Here is an 18,311-nt window from a genome sequence, read left to right as displayed (position 1 = left end):
CGCACGTGAGGGCCGAGATGTCCATGACGGTGCGGAATATCCCTGATGGGGCGCCCGGCGGGCGCCCCGGTCAGGCGTCCTCCCCACCCCTCGTGCCACACTCGACGCATGCGCGTGTACCTCGGCTCCGATCATGCCGGTTTCGAACTCAAGAACCACCTCGTCGAGTGGCTCACAGCCCAGGGCCACGACCCTGTGGACTGCGGCCCGCACATCTACGACGCGGTGGACGACTACCCGCCGTTCTGCCTCCGGGCCGCCGTGCGGACGGCCGCGGACCCGGAGAGCCTCGGCATCGTGATCGGCGGCTCCGGCAACGGGGAGCAGATCGCCGCGAACAAGGTCAAGGGCGTCCGGGCGGTGCTCGCCTGGAGCGAGCAGACCGCCGCGCTCGGCCGGGAGCACAACAACGCCAACGTCATCTCGGTCGGCGGCCGGATGCACACCCAGGACGAGGCGGTGAAGTTCGTCGAGACCTTCCTCGCCACGCCGTACTCCGGCGCGGAGCGCCACCAGCGCCGGATCGACATGCTCTCCGCGTACGAGGAGACCGGCGTCCTGCCGCCCGTTCCGGCCCACCACCCGCAGCCCGAGGCCTGATGCCCGAGGGGCACACGATCCACCGACTGGCCGCCGACCACTTCGAGAGGTTCGGCGGCCGGCCTGTGCGCGCGTCCAGTCCGCAGGGGAAGTTCTCCGACAGCGCCGCCCTCATCGACCGCCAGGTCATGGAGACCACAGAGGCGCACGGCAAACACCTCTTCCTGGGCTTCGGGGCCGGCGGCTGGGTCTACATCCACTTGGGCCTCTTCGGCAAGCTGGGCTTCGGCACGACCCCGGCGCCGCCGCCCACCGATACCGTCCGACTGCGCCTGCTGGGCGACGAGGCCTACGCCGATCTGCGCGGGCCGACCACCTGTGCGCTGATCACCGACGGCGAGAAGCAGGCGATACACGACCGCCTCGGCCCGGACCCGCTGCGCCCCGACGACGTATCGGACAAGGCCTGGGCGCGGGTCTCCCGCTCCCGTACCACCGTGGCCGCCCTGCTCATGGACCAGAAGGTCATCGCGGGCGTCGGCAACGTCTACCGCGCCGAGGTTCTCTTCCGGCACGGCATCGACCCGTACCGAGAGGGCCGGAGTCTGACCCGCGCCGAGTGGGACGGCATCTGGGCGGACCTCGTCGCCCTGATGCGTGAGGGCGTACGGAACAACCGCATCGACACCGTCCGTCCCGAGCACACCCCAGAAGCCATGGGCCGCGCACCGCGGGTCGACGACCACGGCGGCGAGGTGTACGTCTACCGGCGCGCCACGCTGCCCTGCCATCTCTGCGGCACCGAGATCCGCACCGCACCACTCGCCGCCCGCAACCTCTTCTGGTGCCCGGACTGCCAGCAGGACCGGGCCCGGCACTAGAACCCGTGGGGGAGCCACGGCGCGACGTCGGAGCCGAAGGCGAGCGACGCCTCGGCCACCGCGCCCTGCCGGAGTTCCCGCACCAGACCCGCGGCCGCCAGCCCGGACAACGGCGTGCCGCCGAGGTAGACCGCCGCCAACTCCTTGACCGACAGGGCCAGATCAGCGGGCTCGTCGACCCGACCGCAGGACGCGCCTTTCGCATCTCCGGTCAGCCGCCACCTTCCGGTGTTCCAGGGACAGAAGTCGTCCACCACGTCGAACACGACGTCCACCGGCGCCTGGTAGGTACGGGCTTCGAGCGCCGCGCCGACATCGACCAGGCGCACATGCAGCACATCGCGCACCTGGAGACCGCATCTGCGGATGTCCGACACCAGGTACTGCCACGGATCGTCGAGCGGCCGGTTGCGCACCCGGACGGTCGAGGTCAGATCCACCCCGAACAGGAAACGCCACAGCGCGGCATGGGCCACCGGATCCAGCGCGTTGATGTGCTTCACCACGACAGCACCGCAGGGGCCCGCCGCATCCCATGCCGGCTTGAGGCGAAAACGGGTGTATCCGACGATGTCGCCGTCCCGCTCGGCGACGACGCACTGCAAGGGCGATCCGCCTTCACGCTCGGAGGGCGGATCGAGAAGCGTCAGACGCTCCCAGCCCGGGGTACGGACGATCATGCCCGGCCGGGAGCCGGACGTCCGGGCATACAGCGCCTCGCACTGCTCCAGCACGTCCTGCGGTGCGGCGAACCGCAGTTGGACGTCGTCCGTCCCGGCCGGAACCGTCAGCGTCACCCGCGAGGTGTCGATGTCGGCCGAAAGCTGCCGGGTCGCGACGCCATATCCGAAGCGGCCGTAAATGGCCGGTTCCGATGCGGTCAGTATCGCCAGTGGCTCGCCCAGCGCCCGTACGTCGTCGAGCTGCCGCCGCATCATCGAGGTCAGGATGCCCCGCCGCCGATGCGTCGCGGCGACACTGACCATGGTGACGCCGGCCGCCGGTACCTGCGCTCCGCCGGGCACCGTCACCCGGAAGCTGAACGCCCCCGTCGTGCCCACGCAGAGGTCCCCGTCCCAGGCGCCGATGCACCGGTCGTTCTCGGTGAGGGCGTCCCAGAGCTCGCGCTCCTCGGGAGACTCAGGGGTGCCGCCGAAGGCGAGCAGCAATCCCGAATACCAGGTGTCCCGGTCGGCCGGACGCAATACTTTCAACTCTGTACGCATGGGCCATGCCTACCAGCGGGGGTCCACGCCGGGCGAGTCGATTTCGAACAAGATGTCAGAGGGGTCCCCTGCACGGGATCCGGGCGGGTGGATAAGGTCCGAACAATGGCCCGTGGCTCCGCAACAGAATCGTTCACGGCCCGGATGCGGAAGTCGGCGCACCGGGCTCGCATCGGCCTGCGCAGATCCGGCGTCGACTACTTCCGCGGGGACGGCTCGGACTGGATCGCCCTGGTGGGTCTGCTGCTGACCGTACCGGCGCTGGCCTGCGCCACCATGCTGATGCCGGTCTGGTGCGCACCGTCGGCGCTGGTCCTGCCGATCGTGGCCGGCGGCCTGCTGCTGCGCCCGGCGAGCCTTCTGGGGCTCTACGCGGCAGCGGCGGCGGCTCTGATCATCGAGTCGGTCAAGCTCGGTCCCTACACCCAGGGCCCCGCACGGGTCACCCCGGGGACGGTCCTCGTGGTGGCCGCCTGCGGACTCTTCGGCCTCCTCATAGCCCAGTTCCGCAGCCGGGTCGGAGTTCCGTGGCGACGCGGCGGGACCATGCTCTTCGACCTCCGTGAGCGGATTCGGGTCCAGAGCAAGCTCCCCGCGTTGCCGCAGGGCTGGCACCACGAAATGGCGCTGCGCCCCGCCGGTGGCCAGTCCTTCTCCGGCGACTTCGTGGTCGCCGCCCGTACCCATGGTGGCCGCACCCTGGAGGTCGTCCTCACGGACGTGTCCGGCAAGGGCATGGACGCGGGCTCCCGCGCCCTGCTCCTCTCCGGTGCCTTCGGCGGCCTCCTCGGCTCGCTACCGCCGCCCAGCTTCCTGCCCGCGGCCAACGGTTACCTGCTCCGCCAGGACTGGGACGAAGGCTTCGCCACCTCCATCCACCTGGTCCTCGACCTGGACACCGGCGACTACGAACTTCTCTCGGCCGGCCACCTCCCCGCTCTCCAACTCCACGCGGGCAGCGGCCGCTGGGAGGAGAAGTCCGGCGAGGGCCCGCTGCTGGGCGTCTACGCCGGCGCCCAGTTCGACCCGGCCAAGGGTTCGCTGGCACCCGGCGACGTCCTGATGCTCTTCACCGACGGCCTGGTGGAGGCGCCGGACCGCGACATCAGCGAGGGCATCGACCGGTTGACCGGGGAGGCGGACCGGTATGTGTCCTCGACGTTCGAGGGAGCCGCCTGGCATCTGATCGAGGCGGTCGCGAAGGACGTCAACGACGACCGGGCGCTCCTGCTGATCTGCCGCGACGCGGACGCCGGACCGATGCTGTAGCGGATGCGGCCCGACCACCCAGGCCCGACCACCCAGGCGGGGGCCGCCCCGGCCCGGGCAGCCCCGGCCCGGCGGACCGGCCCGGCACCGCCGTTACGCCGCCACGCCCTCCCGCTGCCGCGCCCCTTCGACCGGGTCGGACCGGAACGCCCACGCCATCTCCGGCTCCGTGGCGAACCGCATCACCCGCCGTACCGGCTTCGTGCAGAACAGCGTCACCGCGGCCGCCATGAACAGCGTTGAGAACACCTCGCCGAGCGGGCTCTTCAGCCAGCTGTAGTCGTCGATCCAGCCGGCGTACTCAATGGTCTTGATCAGCAGACCGTGCAGCAGGTAGCCGCAGAGCGTGCCGGCCCCCAGCGTCGTGAACCAGGTCCTGCCGCGCGGCACCAGAGCCAGGAAGCACGCGGTCAGCACGAGCGAGCAGACGGTGTTACCGAGCGTCATGACGACCCCGGTCCACCAGTCCATGCCCAACTGCTGGGCACTGGTACCGCGGTAGAACCAGCTGAGGGTCATCCGGGGCGCCGCCCAGTATGCGAACACCAGGGTGGCCAGCATCACCGCGACGGCGATCGGTCGCGCCCCACGCCGCTGCACCAGCCGGAAGTGCTCGGGCTTCAGCCGCAGGCCCAGGACGAAGAACGGCAGGAACTGCAGAACCCGCTGGAGATCGAGGTCGTCACTGATGTTCGGCGTGATCGACGCCAGCACCGCGATGACCATCGAGATGGTCAGCGGATAGCGCAGATTGCGCCAGATCGGTGTCGTCATCCGCCAGATGAACAGCGCGGCCAGGAACCAGGTCAGGTAGTACGGATCGAGCAGGCTGATCTCGTGACCGGGGTCGTCGTTGCCCCACTTCTCGTAGAGCGAGTAGGTCGTCTCGAAGATCACGTACGGGACGACGACGCCGGTGACCAGCCGGCGCAGCCGATCGGGCCGCATGTCGAAAGTGCGGGAGAAATAACCCGAGATAATGATAAATGCGGGCATGTGGAACGTGTAGACGACCATGTACAGCGCCCTGGTGGTACGGCTGCCGTCCATCAGTGGTTCCCACGCGTGTGCCATGGCCACGAGCACGATCGCGAGGAATTTCGCGTTGTCGAAGAGCGCGTCCCGCTGCTTCTTCGCGCCCGGTGCGGCCGCCGGTACGTGCGCCGCCTCCGGTCTGGGTGGAGCCTGTGCCGTCGGGGGATCCGGGAGTTCCGTCTCCCGTTCCAGGGGGAGTGCGGCCCGCTGATATCCGTGTGGAGCGTGAACCATTCGAGGCACCCTAGCGTTGCTCGAGGGATTTCGTAAAACCCTCTCCGACCTGTGTGATATTCGCAGTACGTATACCCCGTCCGCTTACATCCAGCGGCCTCACTTTATGTCCGTATATGTTCGTTCTAGGCCGGTCTAAATGCGACATAACTCCGAGCGGCAGTCGCGTTGCCCGCCCCAACGGCCCTTATCGCAATGCCCTGTGACCAAAATGTGTGGGCCATGAAACGATCGATCCATATTCGCGTTCGCAAGTAATGGTGCGAACGGTCGGGGGCAGTCCCTCCGGCGCGGAAGGCGCAGCCGGACGCCCGGAGTGAGCGGCGGACCCGCCGAGCGGGCCGGATGGCGCGAACCGATCGGCGACGATTCGCCACGAGGCAACAACCAGGGGGGTGTTGATGGCACGATGGTCATGCGGAAGAGTGCTGGAGCGTCGCCGCTCCCGGCCGGCAAGGCGGACCGACCAAGGGTGTGATCAGTTGTGGCCATTTCACTGTCTGTGGTGCTGCTGTTGGCGATCGTCCTTGTGGTGTTGATCCGGGGCGGATCCATCAAGGCGGGCCCGGCCATCGTCGCCGTACTCTTCGGCTTCTTCCTGGCATCGACGGGCATGGCGCCGTCGATCAACAGGTTCCTCAACTCGATAGCCGACACCATCAACCAGATCAACTTCTAGACCGGCGTCGCTCCCGGACCCGGGCGGCGGCCACGGCCCGGGCGGCCGACCTGCTGGAGACCCTCGGTAAGACCGGCCCGGCGACGGCGGCGAGCTGCGGGCGGGTGCTGGGCGTGTCACAGGCCAGCTGCTCCTTCCAACTGCGCCAGCTGGCAGCTCGACTGGGTGGACCGCTCGCCCGGCGAGGACGTCCAGTGGCAGGACGCGGCCCGCGGCATGGCCGCCACCGTCCGGGTCTCGGCCGCCGAGGCCGCCGCGATCAAGGCGCACTGGCGCGTGATCCTGGCCCCGTACCTGACCAGGGACGCCGCCGAGGTCCGGAGCGCCGACCCGGACGCCCTCGCCGACGACCGGCGCCACGTCCGCTACTTCATGGCGGCCTCGCCGCTCACCGGCAGCGACCTGGGGGACGGCACCGATGACCAGTAGCGCCATATCCGACCGATCGACTTCAGCGGCAGCGCCCCGGTGACCGGCAGCCTCGCCGTGCGCTGGAACCACGGCACGGGCTCCAGGCGTGACGTCGCCGAGCCGCTCATTCAGGTGCACGCCTACGACGAACACACCTTCGTCCTGCGGCAGAGCAAGAGCGTCAGCTACGAGCCCCCTTCATCGCGGGCCACCGTCGACGAGCTGCTGGATGCCTGGCTGCGCGTGCACCCGCGCCCGGGCTACGGGCTGGTCGTGGCCCACACCCACGGACACGGCGACCACGTCGCCACCGACGCCCAGTTCGCCGACCGGCCGGCGACCACCGTGGTGGCCCGGGAGCTGGAGGCGGTCCGGGAACGAGAGATCGCCGCCGCCGCTGACGAGATGATCGTCGCGGCTCTGAAGCGCGGCCCCGGCCGGAACGGGCACGCAGGGGGCGCGGACGGCTGATCCGGCCCGAGAGACGACGAAGGCCCAGGTGGAGGAAACACTCCTCTTACCTGGGCCTTCGTCATGTGGAGCGGGCGACGGGAATCGAACCCGCGTAGCTAGTTTGGAAGACTAGGGCTCTACCATTGAGCTACGCCCGCAAGCGGTGCGCCACAGGTCGGGATCGACCGCGGCACGAGATGCATCGTAGCGGGTCGGACCCGGTCGGCGCACACCGTCCCACAGCGCAGAAAGCGCGCGCGGCGCCGCGTCGGGGCATGTACCCTACGTGTCGCACCAACGGGGTGTGGCGCAGCTTGGTAGCGCGTCCGCTTTGGGAGCGGAAGGTCGTCGGTTCGAATCCGGCCACCCCGACCACCGGCACGACCCGATCAGACCAGCAGTAGAGCCGTTCATCGGCAGGACCCGCTCGCATTGTGGGTCTCCTCCCGCTTGCCGTTACTATGCAAGCTGTGTGCCCGCGTGTCTCTCAACCGGGCAGAGATTCTGAAGTCAGCCCCCAAGGAGACCGAACCGTGAAGAGCGCCGTGGAGACCCTGAACCCGACTCGGGTTCGGCTCAGCATCGAGGTGCCCTTCGAGGAGCTCAAGGACAGCCTCGACGCGGCGTACAAGAAGATCAACGAGCAGGTCACGGTGAAGGGCTTCCGTAAGGGCAAGATCCCGAACCGCGTCATCGACCAGCGCTTCGGCCGCGGTGCCGTCCTGGAGGAGGCCGTCAACGACGCCCTCCCGAAGTTCTACACCGAGGCCGTCAACGAGGGTGAGCTGAATGTCCTCGGCCAGCCCGAGGTCGACATCACCGAGCTCAAGGACGGCGAGCTGCTCGCCTTCACCGCCGAGGTCGACGTCCGGCCCGAGATCGCGATTCCGGACTACTCCGGCATCGAGGTCGAGGTCGACGCCGTCGAGGTCAGCGACGAGGACGTCGACAAGGCGGTCGAGGAGCTGCGTGAGCGCTTCGCGTCCACCAACCCGGTCGAGCGCGCCGCTGCCGACGGCGATGTCGTGACGATCGACCTGCAGGCCAAGGTCGACGGCGAGGTCCTGGAGGACGGCGTGGCCGAGGGTGTCTCGTACACCATCGGCTCCGGTGAGCTGCTCGACGGCATCGACGAGGCCGTGACCGGCCTGGAGGCCGGTGGCGAGGCCACCTTCACCTCCGAGCTCAAGGGCGGCTCCGCCGAGGGCAAGGCCGCCGAGGTCTCCGTCAAGGTCACCGCGGTCGCCGCTCGCGAGCTTCCCGACCTGGACGACGACTTCGCTCAGCTGGCCAGCGAGTTCGACACGCTGGACGAGCTCAAGGCCGACAGCCGCAAGCGCCTCGAAAGCAACAAGCAGTACGAGCAGGCCACCCAGGCCCAGGAGCGTGTCCTCGACAAGCTGCTGGAGCTGGCGGAGGTCCCGATCCCCGAGAAGCTCCTCGAGGACGAGATCAACACCCGCAAGCACAACCTTGAGCACCACCAGCTCGGCCAGATGGGCCTCGACCTCGCCAAGTACCTGGAGATCCAGGGCAAGACCGAGGAGGAGTTCACCGCCGAGACCAAGGAGCAGGCCGAGAAGGGCATCAAGACCCAGTTCATTCTCGACGAGCTGGTCAACAAGGAGAAGCTGAACGTCAACCAGGAGGAGCTCACCGAGCACCTCATGCGGCGCGCGCAGTCCTCCGGTATGAGCCCCGACCAGTTCGCCCAGGCGGTCGTCGAGGGCGGCCAGGTTCCGATGCTGGTCGGCGAGGTCGCCCGCGGCAAGGCCCTCGCGGTCGTCGTGGAGAGTGCCACGGTCAAGGACACCAAGGGCGAGATCGTCGACCTCACCGACGACGAGGACGAGGACGAGGCTGCCGAGTCCGCGGCCGCCGAGTCCGAGACCGAGTCCGCCGACGCGGCCGAGGGCGACGAGAAGACCGAGGCCTGAGCCTCCTTCCCGTACCGGTGACGCCCTCCCGGCGAGCCGGTCTCGCCGGATCGCCGCCGGGTGACCGGGTGTGATCACGAGCGAAGGGTCCGGACGTCCTGTGCGTCCGGACCCTTCGTCGTATGCGTGCAGCATCCGCGTGAAGTACGCGTGAACAGGTGGCTACCTTGCGCTCCGAGCGAACAGTTCCGGAACCGGGATGGCGTTGTCCTACCTGCGCGTTAGGGTCCATGAAGAGGAGGGCAGGGGAGTACCCGACCCCCGCACTCCTTCAGTACGAAGACGCTGAGACGGCCGCAGCCGTCAGAGACGAGCAGGTGGATACGTGACGAATCTGATGCCTTCCGCCGCCGGCGAGCCCAACATTGGTGGCGGCCTCGGCGACCAGGTCTACAACCGACTGCTCGGCGAGCGGATCATCTTCCTCGGCCAGCAGGTCGACGATGACATCGCCAACAAGATCACCGCACAGCTGCTTCTCCTTGCCGCCGACCCGGACAAGGACATCTACCTCTACATCAACAGCCCCGGCGGCTCGGTGACGGCAGGCATGGCGGTCTACGACACCATGCAGTACATCCCGAACGACGTGGTCACCATCGGTATGGGCCTCGCGGCCTCGATGGGCCAGTTCCTGCTGACCGGCGGCAGCGCCGGCAAGCGCTTCGCGCTTCCCAACACCGACATCCTGATGCACCAGGGCTCGGCAGGCCTCGGCGGCACCGCCTCGGACATCAAGATCCAGGCCGAGCAGCTGCTGCGTACCAAGAAGCGCATGGCGGAGATCACTGCCCGGCACTCCGGTCAGACCGTCGAGACGATCATCCGAGACGGTGACCGCGACCGCTGGTACACGGCGGAGGAGGCCAAGGAGTACGGCCTCATCGACGAGATCATCTCCTCCGCTTCGCGCGTTCCGGGCGGCGGCGGCACCGGAGCCTGAAGCTCCGCAGCCCCGCCCACGAGCCCGACCGACCACCGAACGCCACCAGGATGGTGAACACCCACATGAACGACCACTTCGCTTCCGCCGGCGGCCTGTACACCGGCCCGCAGGTCGACAACCGCTACATCGTTCCGCGCTTCGTCGAGCGCACCTCGCAGGGCGTGCGCGAGTACGACCCGTACGCCAAGCTCTTCGAGGAGCGGGTGATCTTCCTCGGTGTGCAGATCGACGACGCCTCCGCCAACGACGTCATGGCACAGCTGCTCTGCCTCGAGTCGATCGACCCGGACCGGGACATCTCGATCTACATCAACAGCCCCGGCGGCTCGTTCACGGCCCTCACGGCCATTTACGACACGATGCAGTTCGTGAAGCCGGACATCCAGACGGTCTGCATGGGCCAGGCGGCATCCGCCGCCGCCGTCCTGCTGGCGGCCGGCACCCCTGGCAAGCGCATGGCCCTGCCGAACGCCCGCGTGCTGATCCACCAGCCGTCCTCGCAGACCGGCCGCGAGCAGCTCTCCGACCTGGAGATCGCCGCCAACGAAATCCTGCGTATGCGCAACCAGTTGGAAGAACTGCTGGCGAAGCACTCCACCACGCCGATCGAGAAGATCCGCGACGACATCGAGCGCGACAAGATCCTCACGGCCGAGGACTCGCTCGCATACGGCCTGGTCGACCAGATCGTTTCGACCCGCAAGGGCTCCGTCGGGATGCTGGCCAACTGACGGGCGTTTGATTTGCCTGCCGTCCCCTGGCACGGTTCACGTCACAGTGAACCGTGCCAAGGGGGGCCCGAACGGGGGGCCCGGCAAGGTACCGTCGAATATGAGGCACCAGGAGACGCTGAACGTGGCGGCTCCCAGGCGAAGGGGAAGCACCTCGTGGCACGCATCGGTGATGGCGGCGACCTGCTCAAGTGCTCGTTCTGCGGCAAGAGCCAGAAGCAGGTGAAGAAGCTCATCGCAGGCCCCGGGGTGTACATCTGCGACGAGTGCATTGACCTCTGCAACGAGATCATCGAGGAGGAGCTCGCAGAGACCTCCGAAGTGCGATGGGAGGAACTCCCCAAGCCACGCGAGATCTATGAGTTCCTCGAGGGGTACGTCGTCGGCCAGGAGCCTGCGAAGAAGGCTCTCTCGGTAGCGGTCTACAACCACTACAAGCGCGTCCAGGCCGGTGAGAACGGCGGCGGTGCCAACCGCGAGGACGCGATCGAGCTCGCGAAGTCGAACATCCTGCTGCTCGGCCCCACCGGCTCCGGCAAGACGCTGCTCGCCCAGACGCTGGCCCGGATGCTCAACGTCCCGTTCGCCATCGCGGACGCGACGGCGCTGACCGAGGCCGGCTATGTCGGCGAAGACGTCGAGAACATCCTGCTGAAGCTGATTCAGGCCGCTGACTACGACGTCAAGAAGGCCGAGACCGGCATCATCTACATCGACGAGATCGACAAGGTCGCCCGCAAGAGCGAGAACCCGTCGATCACCCGCGATGTCTCCGGCGAAGGCGTCCAGCAGGCCCTGCTCAAGATCCTGGAAGGCACCACCGCCTCGGTGCCGCCGCAGGGCGGCCGCAAGCACCCGCACCAGGAGTTCATCCAGATCGACACCACGAACGTGCTGTTCATCGTGGGCGGCGCCTTCTCCGGCCTGGAGCGGATCATCGAGTCCCGGGCGGGCGCGAAGGGCATCGGCTTCGGCGCGACCATCCGCTCCAAGCGGGAGATCGAGGCGAGCGACCAGTTCCAGGAGGTCATGCCGGAGGACCTGGTGAAGTTCGGGATGATCCCGGAGTTCATCGGCCGCCTCCCGGTGCTGACCTCGGTCCACAACCTGGACCGCGAAGCGCTGCTGCAGATCCTGGTCGAGCCGCGCAACGCGCTGGTGAAGCAGTACCAGCGCCTCTTCGAACTCGACGGCGTGGAGCTGGAGTTCGACCGTCCGGCGCTGGAAGCCATCGCCGACCAGGCGATCCTGCGCGGCACCGGCGCGCGCGGCCTGCGCGCCATCATGGAAGAGGTCCTGCAGTCGGTGATGTACGAGGTGCCGTCCCGCCAGGACGTCGGCCGCGTCGTCATCACGGCGGACGTCGTCCGGAACAACGTGAACCCGACGCTCGTCCCGCGCGAGCCGCGGATCGTCGGCAACGACGGCCGGCACGAGAAGTCCGCGTAGCGGTTGGACTACGAACGCACAGGGGCGCCCGGTCGGTTCACCGACCGGGCGCCCTGCGTCGTTGCGGTGGCGCCGTTACTTGACCGGGACGCGGACCTCCTTGCGGAGGTCGGCGGTCACCTTGGCCGAGTCGTCGAGGCTGAGGCCGTCCCCCGCTCCTTGGGACGGAATGCCGACGCCGAGGGTGCTGTAGTCGGCCCACATACAGATGTACTCGGTGTTCGTCTTCTTCGTCGTGACGTTTTCACCTTGCGCCTGCTGGCACTTCATCACGGCGCCGTCGAGGCTGTCCGGGGAGACCGACTTCGGGTCGCCGATCCACTTCAGTTTGCTGTCGTTCTTCTTCAGGCCATCGAAGCCCTGGTCCACGGCGGCCGCCGGGTCCTTGACCTTGCCGTACAGGCCCAGGAAGGTGACGGTCCGCGCCCCGGCGATCTCCAGGGGGTTCACCTTGGACGGGTCGCTGAGGTCGATCGTCGAGTAAAGAGCGCCGACCGATTTGGCGTTGGTGATGCCGCTGCTGGCCAGGTCCTTCTCATCGCTGGACGACGCGTCCTCCGGGGGTTGGTTCTCCCCCGACCGCTTGTAGTCGCCGAGCACCTTCGCCGGCGTGATCAGCTTGTGCGGCCCGTCGTCGGCCACCGAGCTGTTGCCACCGCCCTTCGTCAGCAGATAGACCCCGCCGCCGATCACCGCGACCGCCACCACAGCCGCGACCACGATCAGCCCGGTCTTCTTCTTCGGTGCCTGCGGCGGAGCCGGCACCTGACCGTAAGGGGGCTGCTGGCCGTACGGCGGCTGCTGCGGCTGCTGGTCGTAGGGTCCCGGCTGCTGCTGCGGGTAGCCGTAGCCCGGCTGCTGGGGCGGTACACCCTGCGGGGCCTGCTGCGGGTAGCCGTAACCGGGCTGCGGCTGGCCGCCGGGCTGTCCGTACGGTCCCGGCTGCTGCGGCGGCTGCTGACCGTACGGTCCGGGCTGCGGCGGCTGCTGGCCGTACGGTCCGGGCTGCGGCGGCTGCTGACCGTACGGCCCCGGCTGCTGCGGCGGCTGCTGGCCGTACGGGCCCGGCTGGTTGTAGCTCATGGACTGGGTTCCCCCTCTGAATACTTACTTCTCGTGAACATCCTGACGGACGCAGTCACAGTGAAGTGCGACGGGGCGCACAGTCGCACCAAACATTCTCGTTTCAGTACGGGACCGTGACGCCCTTAAACTGAGCCGGTGACCGAGAACTCATCGCAGCAGACTCCAGAGCCCCTGCCCTCTCAGGAATTGCCGACCCAGTACACGCCGGCCGAGGTAGAGGGGAAGCTGTACGAGCGCTGGGTGGAGCGCGGTTACTTCGAGGCCGACGCGAAGAGCGAGAAGCCCCCGTACACCATCGTCATCCCGCCGCCGAACGTCACCGGATCGCTCCACCTGGGGCACGCCTTCCAGCACACGCTGATGGACGCCCTCACCCGCCGCAAGCGCATGCAGGGCTTCGAGGCCCTGTGGCTGCCCGGCATGGACCACGCCGGGATCGCCACCCAGAACAAGGTCGAGCAGCAGCTCGCCGAGGAGGGCAAGTCGCGCCAGGACCTGGGGCGCGCCGAGTTCACCGAGCGGGTCTGGCAGTGGAAGGAGGAGTACGGCGGCAAGATCCTCGGGCAGATGCGTCGCCTCGGGGACGGCGTGGACTGGTCGCGCGAGCGGTTCACCATGGACGAGGGCCTGTCCCAGGCCGTCCAGACGATCTTCAAGAAGCTGTACGACGACGAGCTGATCTACCGCGCCGAGCGCATCATCAACTGGTGCCCGCGCTGCCTGACCGCGATCTCCGACATCGAGGTCGACTACCAGGACGACGACGGCGAACTGGTCTCGCTGAAGTACGGCGAGGGTGAACAGACGGTGGTCGTCGCGACGACCCGGGTCGAGACGATGCTCGGTGACACCGCCGTCGCCGTGCACCCCGACGACGAGCGGTACGCGCATCTCATCGGCAAGCGGATCAAGCTGCCGCTGACCGACCGGACCATCCCGGTCGTCGCGGACGCCCATGTCGACCCGGAGTTCGGCACCGGAGCCGTCAAGGTGACGCCCGCCCACGACCCGAACGACTTCGCCATCGGGCAGCGGCACAACCTGGAATCCATGACGATCATGGATGAGCGCGGTGTCATCACCGTGCCGGGCCCCTTCCAGGGCCTGGACCGTTTCGAGGCGCGTGCCACGATCGTCGAGGCCATGCGCGAGCAGGGCCGGATCGTCGCCGAGAAGCGTCCGTACACGCACTCCGTCGGGCACTGCTCGCGCTGCAAGACGACCGTCGAGCCCCGGCTCTCCCTGCAGTGGTGGGTCAAGGTCGAGACGCTCGCCAAGGACGCGGGCGACGCGGTCCGGGACGGCCGCGTCAAGATCCACCCGAAGGAGATGGAGAAGCGGTACTTCGACTGGGTCGACAACCTCAACGACTGGTGCATCTCACGGCAGTTGTGGTGGGGCCACCGGATCCCCGTCTGGTACGGCCCGCAGGGCGAGGTCGTCTGCCTCGGACCCGGCGAGGAGGCACCCACCGGCGACGGCTGGCGGCAGGACGAGGACGTCCTCGACACCTGGTTCTCCTCGGGCCTGTGGCCGTTCTCCACGCTCGGCTGGCCGGAGCGGACCCCGGACCTGGAGAAGTTCTATCCGACCGATGTCCTGGTCACCGGGCACGACATCATCTTCTTCTGGGTGGCCAGGATGATGATGTTCGGTCTGTACGCGATGGACGGCGTCGCGCCGTTCCACACCATCGCGCTGACCGGTCTCGTCCGCGACGAGAACGGCAAGAAGATGTCCAAGTCGTTCGGGAACGTCGTCGACCCGCTGGACTGGATGGACGCCTACGGCTCCGACGCCGTCCGCTTCACCGTGGCCAACGGCGCCAACCCCGGCGCCGACGTGCCGATCGGTGAGGACTGGGTCAAGGCGTCCAGGAACTTCGCCAACAAGATCTGGAACGCCACCCGCTTCGCGCTGATGAACGGCGCGAACGTCGAGGGCGCACTGCCCTCCGCGGACCGGCTGTCGGCCAACGACCGGTGGATCCTGTCGCGGCTGAACGCGGTGGTGGCCGAGGCCGACACGTACTACGACGACTACCAGTTCGGGAAGCTCGCCGACACCCTCTACCACTTCGCGTGGGACGAGGTCTTCGACTGGTACGTCGAGTTGTCGAAGACCACCTTCTTCGCGGGCGGCGAGCCCGCGCAGGCGTCGGCGCGGGTCCTCGGCGAGGTTCTCGACGTGATGCTGCGGCTGCTGCACCCGATCGTGCCGTTCGTGACCGAGACCCTGTGGACCACGCTCACCGGCAAGGAGTCGGTCGTCATCGCCGACTGGCCCCGGGACTCCGGCTTCCGCGACAGCGCGGCCGAGCAGGAGATCGCCCTCGTCCAGCAGGTCATCACCGAGGTCCGCCGGTTCCGTTCCGACCAGGGCCTGCAGCCCGGCCAGAAGGTTCCGGCCGAGCTGGACCTGACCGGCACGGCGCTGGCACCGCACGAGGCGGCCATTCGTCAGGTGCTGCGACTGCAGCCGGCCGGTGAGGGCTTCCACGCCACCGCGTCGCTGCCGGTCGCCGGTGCGAAGGTCGCGCTGGACCTGTCCGGCACGATCGACGTCGAGGCCGAGCGCAAGCGTCTGACCAAGGACCTCGGCGCGGCCGAGAAGGAGAAGACGCAGGCGCTCGGCAAGCTCGGCAACGAGGCGTTCCTCGGCAAGGCGCCCGACCACGTGGTCGACAAGATCCGTACCCGGCTCGCCAAGGCCGAGGCGGACATCGAGCGGATCGAGGAGCAGCTGCGCGGCCTGCCGGCCGCGTAGGGCGGGTCGTGAGAGCAGCGCCGGCCGGGGCTCACCCCCCGGCCGGCGCTGCGCGCGGTACCGGACCGTTCTCGCAGCGTGCAGGGCGACCGTGAAACCACGGCGAGGGGGCGGGGCGCAAGCCCTCGCGCCCCATCTCCGTAGACTGGTCCTGTGAGCGAGCCCGACCCTTTCGACGAGATCGTCGACGCAGAGACCACAAGCGACCCCGACCTGGCGGTGATCGAGGCCGGTAGCCGTACCCTGCGTACCCAGTCCGGCCCGCCGCCGGGCGACGGCATCCCGGCCCGTCCCGCCGATCCGGAGGTGGACAAGGCGCTGCGGGCGGTGGAGCAGGAGCTGCTCGGCCGCTGGCCGGAGACCAAGCTCGACCCGTCGCTGGTACGGATGGAGGCGCTGCTCGACCTGCTGGGCGATCCGCAGCGGGCGTATCCCTCGATCCACATCACCGGCACCAACGGCAAGACGTCGACGGCCCGGATGATCGAGGCGCTGCTGGGCGCGTTCGAGCTGCGCACCGGGCGGTACACCTCGCCGCACGTGCAGTCGATCACCGAGCGGATCAGTCTCAACGGCGCCCCGATCGAGGCCGAGCGGTTCATCGAGGCGTACCAGGACATCAAGCCGTACATCGACATGACCGACGCGCAGCAGGAGCACCGGCTGTCCTTCTTCGAGGTGCTCACCGGCATGGCGTACGCGGCCTTCGCCGATGCGCCGGTCGATGTGGCGGTCGTCGAGGTCGGGATGGGGGGCAGCTGGGACGCCACCAACGTCATGGAGGCCCCGGTCGCCGTGATCACCCCGATCGCGCTGGACCACACCGACCGCCTCGGCGACACGCCCGGCGAAATCGCCGTCGAGAAGTCGGGGATCATCAAGCAGGGCGCCACGGTCATTCTGGCGCAGCAGCCGGTCGATGCCGCGCAGGTGATGCTGAAGAAGGCCGTCGAGACGGACGCCACCGTGGCCCGTGAGGGCATGGAGTTCGGCGTCGGCAGCCGGGAGATCGCGGTCGGCGGCCAGCTGCTGACGCTGCGCGGCCTCGGCGGTGAGTACGAGGAGATCTTCCTGCCGCTTTACGGCGCCCACCAGGCGCACAACGCCGCGGTGGCGCTCGCCGCGGTCGAGGCGTTCTTCGGCGTCGGCGCGCAGCAGGCGGGCCTGCTCGACGTGGAGCTGGTGCGCAAGGCGTTCGCATCGGTGCTCTCACCGGGCCGTATGGAGGTCGTGCGGAGCTCGCCGACCGTCGTCCTGGACGCCGCGCACAACCCGGCGGGCGGGCAGGCCGCGGCCGCTGCCATCACCGAGGCCTTCGGCTTCTCGCGGCTGATCGGTGTGGTCGGCACGAGCGGCGACAAGGACGTACGAGGGCTGCTCGAAGCCTTCGAGCCGATCTTCGCCGAGGTCGTGGTCACCCAGAACTCCACCCACCGCGCGATGAGCGCCGACGATCTGGCCGCGCTGGCGGTGGAGGTCTTCGGCGACGATCGGGTGGTCGTCGAGCCGCGTCTCGACGACGCGCTGGAGACGGCGATCACGCTGGCCGAGGAGGAGGACGAATACGCCGGAGCAGGTGTTCTGGTCACCGGCTCCGTGATCACGGTCGGCGAGGCCCGGCTGCTCCTGGGGAGGGCCTGACCCATGCGGACGCTCTGCGCTTCCACCCTGATCGGTGAGTTCTTCGTGATCGGCTTCGCCGGTCTGGTCGCCATGAAGGGCGACCTCTCCGGCACCACCGTCTGGACGGTCTGCGGCATCGCGATGCTGCTCTCGGTCCTGCTCTGCGGGATGCTCGGCCGGCCGGGCGCGATCCAGATCGGCTGGGCCCTGCAGATCGCACTGGTGCTCAGCGGCTTCGTGGTGCCCACGATGTTCTTCCTCGGCGCGGTCTTCGCAGGTCTGTGGTGGGCCTCGATCCACTACGGCCGCAAGATCGACGAGGCGAAGGCCCGCTGGGCCGCTCAGGAGGAGCAGGCTTCCGCAGGGCCTGACGCTGCGTAACGGTCGGCGGGTGCGGCCCTGTAACCTCAGGGGACGTACCCCGCGAACGAAGGAGTCCGCCCCGTGAGCCAGCGCACGCTCGTCCTGCTCAAGCCCGATACCGTACGCCGCGGCCTGATCGGTGAGGTCATCAGCCGTATCGAGCGCAAGGCGAACTGGACCATCTCCGCGCTGGAGCTGCGCACCCTCGACCAGGACACGCTCGAGCAGCACTACGGGGAACACCAGGGCAAGCCGTTCTACCAGCCGCTGGTGGAGTTCATGGCCTCCGGCCCGGTCGTGGCACTGATCGTCGAAGGCGATCGGGTGATCGAGGGTGTGCGCGCGCTGGCCGGCCCGACCGACCCGATTGCAGCAGCGCCCGGCTCCATTCGTGGTGATTTCGGGACCATCGTCCGGGAGAACCTCATCCACGCCTCGGACTCCGAGGAGTCCGCAGAGCGAGAATTGAAACTTTTCTTCCCGGCCGTATCCTGACGTCCTGTCAGCCCCATAGCGCCTGTGGCCTCGGGCGACCGAATTAATTCGGTCGCCCTTCGGCATATGCCCGGCGATTCCGGGAACGCATCGCTCCAACATGACGTCACCATGACTGAGGCGGGTGTATCTACCGCCCACATGGCGGAGACCCTCGCGCGATGTTCGTGCAGGCGGCACTACGATG

17 protein-coding genes and 2 tRNA genes are annotated in these 18,311 nt (G+C 68.3%); 15 read left to right on the top strand and 4 right to left on the bottom strand.

The annotated features are described in order from the left end of the window. Positions 1 to 108 precede the first annotated feature (108 nt). Both AB0436_RS04010 and AB0436_RS04005 read left to right on the top strand, forming a co-directional pair. On the top strand, positions 109 to 600 hold the full coding sequence (locus tag AB0436_RS04010; RefSeq protein WP_366466062.1) for a ribose-5-phosphate isomerase: 492 nt from the start codon (positions 109 to 111) through the stop codon (positions 598 to 600). Further along, the gene (locus tag AB0436_RS04005; RefSeq protein WP_366466061.1) at positions 600 to 1,421 is read left to right on the top strand and encodes a DNA-formamidopyrimidine glycosylase family protein; all 822 of its coding nucleotides are present in this window, start codon (positions 600 to 602) and stop codon (positions 1,419 to 1,421) included. Before AB0436_RS04010 ends, AB0436_RS04005 begins: the two co-directional genes overlap by 1 nt. Here AB0436_RS04005 and AB0436_RS04000 read toward each other — a convergent pair. After that, positions 1,418 to 2,647 carry a GNAT family N-acetyltransferase gene (locus AB0436_RS04000; RefSeq protein WP_366466060.1) on the bottom strand — a complete coding sequence of 410 codons (1,230 nt, stop codon included), beginning with the start codon at positions 2,645 to 2,647 and terminating at the stop codon, positions 1,418 to 1,420. The genes AB0436_RS04005 and AB0436_RS04000 overlap by 4 nt on opposite strands. Positions 2,648 to 2,752: 105 nt before the next feature. Between AB0436_RS04000 and AB0436_RS03995 the strand changes: the two genes are divergently transcribed. Next, a complete protein-coding gene (locus AB0436_RS03995; protein ID WP_366466059.1) occupies positions 2,753 to 3,916 on the top strand; it encodes a PP2C family protein-serine/threonine phosphatase in 1,164 nt (387 codons plus the stop codon). A gap of 93 nt (positions 3,917 to 4,009) precedes the next feature. Here the strand turns inward: AB0436_RS03995 and AB0436_RS03990 are convergent, their stop codons facing one another. Beyond that, the gene (locus AB0436_RS03990; protein ID WP_366466058.1) at positions 4,010 to 5,185 is read right to left on the bottom strand and encodes an acyltransferase family protein; all 1,176 of its coding nucleotides are present in this window, start codon (positions 5,183 to 5,185) and stop codon (positions 4,010 to 4,012) included. A 484-nt stretch (positions 5,186 to 5,669) separates the two neighbouring features. On the opposite strand from AB0436_RS03990, the gene AB0436_RS03985 reads away from it, so the two are divergent. From AB0436_RS03985 to AB0436_RS03975, 3 genes are all read left to right on the top strand, one after another. Continuing rightward, complete coding sequence (locus AB0436_RS03985; protein ID WP_366466057.1) at positions 5,670 to 5,864, top strand: hypothetical protein; 195 nt, start codon at positions 5,670 to 5,672, stop codon at positions 5,862 to 5,864. 165 nt (positions 5,865 to 6,029) lie between these two features. Then, a complete protein-coding gene (locus tag AB0436_RS03980; RefSeq protein ID WP_366466056.1) occupies positions 6,030 to 6,293 on the top strand; it encodes a hypothetical protein in 264 nt (87 codons plus the stop codon). A 39-nt stretch (positions 6,294 to 6,332) separates the two neighbouring features. Then, positions 6,333 to 6,746 carry a hypothetical protein gene (locus AB0436_RS03975; protein ID WP_366466055.1) on the top strand — a complete coding sequence of 138 codons (414 nt, stop codon included), beginning with the start codon at positions 6,333 to 6,335 and terminating at the stop codon, positions 6,744 to 6,746. Between the two features lie 66 nt (positions 6,747 to 6,812). Here AB0436_RS03975 and AB0436_RS03970 read toward each other — a convergent pair. Beyond that, a tRNA-Gly gene (locus tag AB0436_RS03970) sits at positions 6,813 to 6,886 on the bottom strand. Positions 6,887 to 7,026: 140 nt separating this feature from the next. On the opposite strand from AB0436_RS03970, the gene AB0436_RS03965 reads away from it, so the two are divergent. From AB0436_RS03965 to clpX, 5 genes are all read left to right on the top strand, one after another. Beyond that, positions 7,027 to 7,103: transfer RNA gene (locus AB0436_RS03965), tRNA-Pro, on the top strand. Positions 7,104 to 7,261: 158 nt separating this feature from the next. Beyond that, positions 7,262 to 8,665: a trigger factor gene (gene tig / locus AB0436_RS03960; protein WP_366466054.1), complete on the top strand. Its 1,404-nt coding sequence runs from the start codon at positions 7,262 to 7,264 to the stop codon at positions 8,663 to 8,665. 337 nt (positions 8,666 to 9,002) lie between these two features. After that, positions 9,003 to 9,608 (top strand): ATP-dependent Clp protease proteolytic subunit, encoded by a 606-nt coding sequence (locus AB0436_RS03955; protein WP_365850950.1) that lies wholly within the window; start codon positions 9,003 to 9,005, stop codon positions 9,606 to 9,608. A 50-nt stretch (positions 9,609 to 9,658) separates the two neighbouring features. Next, a complete protein-coding gene (locus tag AB0436_RS03950; protein ID WP_366466053.1) occupies positions 9,659 to 10,342 on the top strand; it encodes an ATP-dependent Clp protease proteolytic subunit in 684 nt (227 codons plus the stop codon). Positions 10,343 to 10,498: 156 nt separating this feature from the next. Further along, on the top strand, positions 10,499 to 11,791 hold the full coding sequence (clpX, locus tag AB0436_RS03945; protein WP_365850262.1) for an ATP-dependent Clp protease ATP-binding subunit ClpX: 1,293 nt from the start codon (positions 10,499 to 10,501) through the stop codon (positions 11,789 to 11,791). Positions 11,792 to 11,866: 75 nt separating this feature from the next. On the opposite strand, the gene AB0436_RS03940 is transcribed toward clpX, so the two are convergent. Next, positions 11,867 to 12,874, bottom strand: a complete 1,008-nt coding sequence (locus AB0436_RS03940) for a hypothetical protein (protein ID WP_366466052.1) — start codon at positions 12,872 to 12,874, stop codon at positions 11,867 to 11,869. 138 nt (positions 12,875 to 13,012) lie between these two features. Between AB0436_RS03940 and AB0436_RS03935 the strand changes: the two genes are divergently transcribed. The 4 genes from AB0436_RS03935 to ndk all read left to right on the top strand — a co-directional run bounded on the left by AB0436_RS03935 (position 13,013) and on the right by ndk (position 18,124). Beyond that, positions 13,013 to 15,643, top strand: coding sequence for a valine--tRNA ligase (locus AB0436_RS03935; RefSeq protein ID WP_366466051.1), 2,631 nt, complete (start codon positions 13,013 to 13,015; stop codon positions 15,641 to 15,643). Between the two features lie 153 nt (positions 15,644 to 15,796). Then, positions 15,797 to 17,284, top strand: a complete 1,488-nt coding sequence (locus AB0436_RS03930; protein WP_366466050.1) for a folylpolyglutamate synthase/dihydrofolate synthase family protein — start codon at positions 15,797 to 15,799, stop codon at positions 17,282 to 17,284. Positions 17,285 to 17,287: 3 nt separating this feature from the next. Beyond that, positions 17,288 to 17,647 carry a DUF4233 domain-containing protein gene (locus AB0436_RS03925; RefSeq protein ID WP_366466049.1) on the top strand — a complete coding sequence of 120 codons (360 nt, stop codon included), beginning with the start codon at positions 17,288 to 17,290 and terminating at the stop codon, positions 17,645 to 17,647. 63 nt (positions 17,648 to 17,710) lie between these two features. Continuing rightward, positions 17,711 to 18,124, top strand: coding sequence for a nucleoside-diphosphate kinase (gene ndk, locus AB0436_RS03920; RefSeq protein ID WP_366466048.1), 414 nt, complete (start codon positions 17,711 to 17,713; stop codon positions 18,122 to 18,124). The last annotated feature ends 187 nt before the right edge of the window (positions 18,125 to 18,311 follow it).

This window comes from Streptomyces sp. NPDC051322, from assembly GCF_040689485.1.
Taxonomy (GTDB): Bacteria; Actinomycetota; Actinomycetes; order Streptomycetales; family Streptomycetaceae; genus Streptomyces.
This window is presented reverse-complemented; position numbering and strand designations above follow the sequence as displayed.